Source organism: Rhodothermales bacterium (assembly GCA_013002345.1).
In the GTDB taxonomy this organism is placed as follows: Bacteria; Bacteroidota; Rhodothermia; order Rhodothermales; family JABDKH01; genus JABDKH01.
This window is the reverse complement of record JABDKH010000221.1, coordinates 1-4,573: the sequence shown is the minus strand read 5'-3', so window position 1 is coordinate 4,573 and position 4,573 is coordinate 1. Positions and strand designations below refer to the sequence as shown.

Annotated in this window: 2 protein-coding genes; both read left to right on the top strand. The window is 58.2% G+C overall.

The features are described 5' to 3' along the window. Nucleotides 1-12: 12 nt before the first annotated feature. Nucleotides 13-1,269 carry a hypothetical protein gene (locus HKN37_11230; protein NNE47221.1) on the top strand — a complete coding sequence of 419 codons (1,257 nt, stop codon included), beginning with the start codon at nt 13-15 and terminating at the stop codon, nt 1,267-1,269. Further along, the coding region (locus tag HKN37_11225) for a hypothetical protein (protein ID NNE47220.1) at nt 1,266-4,573 on the top strand (3,308 nt) is incomplete at its 3' end. The genes HKN37_11230 and HKN37_11225, both read left to right, overlap by 4 nt.

Sequence of the window (4,573 nt, the reverse complement as noted above, 5' to 3'; positions counted from 1 at the left end):
GAAAGCGGCCCGATCAAGGTCGAACTCAGACAGGAGGATGGCGTGTACCGGGTCTACCGTGGAGGGGAGCCGTTCTTCATCCGCGGTGCCGGTCTTGAGCGGCAACCTCCCGGCGCGGGTAGCATTGAGTTGCTGGCCGAGCATGGGGCCAACGCATTACGTACGTGGCGAACGGACGAGGCAGGAACTACGGGCCAGGACATCCTCGACGAGGCCCACGCCAATGGATTGGCCGTAATGATGGGACTCGAGATCGCCCGCGAGCGACCAGGGCAGGGCGTCGGCGTCTTCGGCTTCGACTATAACGACTCCGTCGCGGTGGCCGCACAACTCGAACAGGTCAGGGCCGAGGTGATGAAGTACAAGGACCATCCGGCACTGCTGGTGTGGGGCATCGGCAACGAACTCAACCTCCGGGCCACCAATCCGCGGGTGTGGAACGCCGTCAACGACATCTCCCGCATGATCCACGAAGTCGATCCAAATCACCTGACCACGACTTCTCTGGCTGGAATCGACAATGAGCTCGTCGATCAGATCAAGGAGCGGGCGCCCGACCTGGATCTGCTGAGTATTCAGATGTATGGTGACCTTCCGAATCTCCCGCGCTACATAGACGAGACGGGATGGGACGGAGCCTATATGGTCACCGAGTGGGGCGCGACCGGTCACTGGGAAGTCGCCGTGACCCCATGGGGCGCGCCGGTTGAGAATACGAGTTCAGTGAAAGCGGACTCTTATTACGACAGGTACAACGTCGCCATCGGTTCGGACACGACACAGTGTGTCGGTTCATTTGTGTTCCTGTGGGGACAGAAACAGGAGCGCACTCCAACCTGGTACGGCATCTTCCTTCCGACCGGAGAGGAAACGGAGACTGTCGACGTGATGCATTATATCTGGAACGACACCTGGCCCGACAATCGTTCGCCGAGGCTCGAATCCGCGACGCTTGACGACAAGACGGCGTACGAGGGCGTGTCCCTGATTGCCGGCCGCGCGTATCCCGCGAAAGCGGTCGTCACAGATCCGGACGGAGATGCCCTGACGTACTCGTGGGTGCTCATGCACGAAAGCACCGATCTTGGAGACGGTGGAGACCAGGAGAGTACGCCCGAAAGCATCGCTGATCTTATCGAACGGCCGAACGCTGCAAGCGCGACGGTGATCGCGCCGGCAGAGCCGGGAGCCTACCGGCTGTTCGTGTATGCCTACGACGGGCAAGGCCATGCCGCTCACGCCAACATACCCTTCCTTGTAAACGAGTGACGGATTCAGAGGTCGATTTCCCGGTGCAGACGGAGGCAACAACATCGCGTCGGCCCGTGTACGCAGGCGACGCAGTGCGCAAGACGGGTGGTTCTCGTGTCGAGGGCGGATTTGTGACCCTCGACGGCGAGAGGTTCTATCGGATTTCTCGCTACGATCGCATGCCGCCATTTTTCATGTCGATCGTGAGTCACTCCGATCTATGGATGTTCATCTCCAGCAACGGGGCACTGACGGCTGGTAGGAAGAACCCGGAGCACGCACTGTTTCCGTATTACACCGTCGACAAGATTCACGACTCGCACGGAATCACTGGCGGCAAGACGCTGATCCTGGCTGACGTCGAGGCAAGACGGATGCTCTGGGAGCCGTTCTCGCGCGAAGGTGATGGCCTGTATGACGTCGAGCGAAATCTGTACAAGAACACGGCGGGCAACAAACTTCTTTTCGAAGAGGAAAACAGGGACCTCAATCTGGTCTTCCAGACCATGTGGACCAGTAGCGACCGCTTCGGATTTGTGAAGCGCTCGGTGCTTCGCAACACGGGTACCGGCAACGTCGCGTGCAGTGTGCTGGATGGGATTCAGAACCTTCTTCCTTACGGCACCGATCGACTGATCCAGACAGAGCGAAGCACGCTGCTTGACGCGTACAAGAAGAATGAACTGCTGCTGCCCTCCGGTCTCGGCCTCTTCATGCTGAGCTCGATACCCGTGGACAAACCTGAGCCGAGTGAGGCCTTGAAGGCAACGACCGTATGGTCGGTGGGGCTCACTGACGTTCGCTACCTGTTATCGTCGCGGCAAGTCGATCGGTTTCGAAGCGGAGATCCGGTCGAGACGGAGACGGACGTACGGGCAGAGCGAGGTGCGTATTTCGTCGCGACAGAAGTGACCCTCAACGGACAGGAATCTCGTGCATGGTATGTCGTGACGGACGTCGAACAGGGTCCGGCGGAGGTTGCAGAACTGCAAAAGCTGCTAGGCGATTCGTCTGCGCTGATGAGCCTCGTCGAACAGGACGTCGAGTCCGGCACGAGGAGTCTCCGGCAGTATGTGGCCGGCGCCGACGGACTTCAGTTGACTTCCGACGAACTGTCTTCTACCCGTCACTTCGCAAACGTGCTCTTCAATGTCATGAGGGGCGGGACGTTTGCGGAAGGCTACAGCATTCAGACAGCCGATCTCATTGACTTCATAGCGACGCACAATAGTAGGGTGGCCGAGCGTCAATCGGCGTTCCTCGAATCGCTACCCGACCGCATCGACCTTCAGACGCTTCTGTCGAGTGCGTCGGCAAAAGGAGATCCAGATCTGACGCGACTGTGCTACGAGTACCTGCCTATCGCCTTCAGCAGGCGACATGGCGACCCCAGTCGGCCGTGGAATTATTTCAGCATCGATATTAAGTCCGACGACGGTTCGCCGGTCTTCAACTACCAGGGCAACTGGCGCGACATCTTCCAGAACTGGGAAGCGCTGTGTATCTCGTACCCTGAATTCGCGCCGGGCATCATCTCCAAGTTTGTGAATGCCTCGACCGCGGACGGATACAATCCGTACCGAATTACACGCAACGGGATAGACTGGGAACGGCTGGATCCCTCCGACCCATGGTCGTTCATCGGCTACTGGGGAGATCACCAGACCATCTATCTTTTGAAGCTTCTGGAGATCTCGAAGAATCACAACCCGGGTCAGCTTGGAGAGCTTCTGTCGGCGGAGGAATTCGCGTATGCGAACGTGCCGTATCGGATCAAATCGTACGAGCATCTTCTGGATGATCCGCACGACACGATAGAGTTCGACGATGATCTGGATCAGATCATTGCAGAGCGAGTCCGGGAAGTCGGAGCGGACGGGCGCCTCCTCTGGAATCGTGCAGGAGAGGTCCAGAAAGCAAATCTGACAGAGAAGCTTCTCGTATCCGTTCTCGCCAAGTACTCGAATTTCATTCCCGACGGCGGTATCTGGATGAACACCCAGCGTCCGGAATGGAACGATGCGAACAACGCACTGGTCGGGTACGGTGTGTCAATGGTTACGCTTTGCTACCTGAGGCGCTTCCAGCAGTTTGCGCGCGGTCTGTTTCAGTCCGTCGCATGGGATGAGATCGGCATCGCGGAAGAGGTGGCTGAGTTCCTGGCGACGGTGACGGAGACGCTTCGAACAAATAGCGAGTTGCTGGAAAGTAACATCTCCGATGCGAATCGCAAGCGGGTGGTGGACGAACTGGGTCGCGCCGGAAGCAACTACCGAGAGCGGGTGTACGCGGGAGGCTTCAGCGGGGTGAAGGTGGCTGTCCGCAAGGAAGACCTGATCGATTTCTGCGATCACACACTGCAGTGGACCGATAGATCTATCAGGTCCAACCGGAGGGACGATGGCCTGTACCACGCATACAACCTCATGAACGCTTCTGAGGACTCCATCTCGATTTCGAACTTGTACGAGATGCTTGAGGGGCAGGTGGCCGTTCTCAGCAGCGGCCTGCTGTCGACGACAGAATCGGTCGAGGTACTGGACGCGCTGAGAAACAGCAAGCTATACCGTCCGGATCAGTACAGCTATTTGCTCTACCCGGATCGCAATCTGCCGCGGTTCGAGGAGAAGAACGTAATCCCTGATGAGATCGTCGCGTCATCCAGGCTGTTGTCTCGATTGTTGTCGGATGGCGACACGAGACTTGTCGTTCGCGACGTAAACGGTGTGGTTCATTTCAACGGATCGCTCCGGAATCGCCACGGAGTCACAGCAGTGCTGGACCTGCTCGCGGAGACCGACTATCGCGATGAGGCAACGGCGGAGCGCGAAAGCATACCCGACCTGTTTGAGAGCATTTTTGACCACCGATCCTACACCGGCCGCTCAGGCACGTTCTATGGGTACGAAGGTCTCGGATGCATCTACTGGCACATGGTGTCGAAGCTTCTTCTGGCGGTGGCGGAGACGTACGAACGCGCGCTCGACGGGAAAGCGGACGAGGCGACACGTGGTCAACTCGTCGAACAGTATTACAGCATTCGAGCGGGCATAGGATTGAACAAGGACCCCGATCTCTTCGGAGCCTTTCCGACGGATCCGTATTCGCATACGCCGGCAGACGCCGGCGCAAAGCAACCGGGCATGACCGGGCAGGTGAAGGAAGACATACTTGCGCGGTGGGCCGAGCTGGGAGTTGTTGTTCGAGATGGATGCCTTTCATTCAATCCGTCGTTGTTGCGGGACTCGGAATTCCTGACGGAGGCCGTGGCGTTCGACTACTTCGACGTCAACGGAGTGCAAAAGCAGCTTGAGACGGTGGC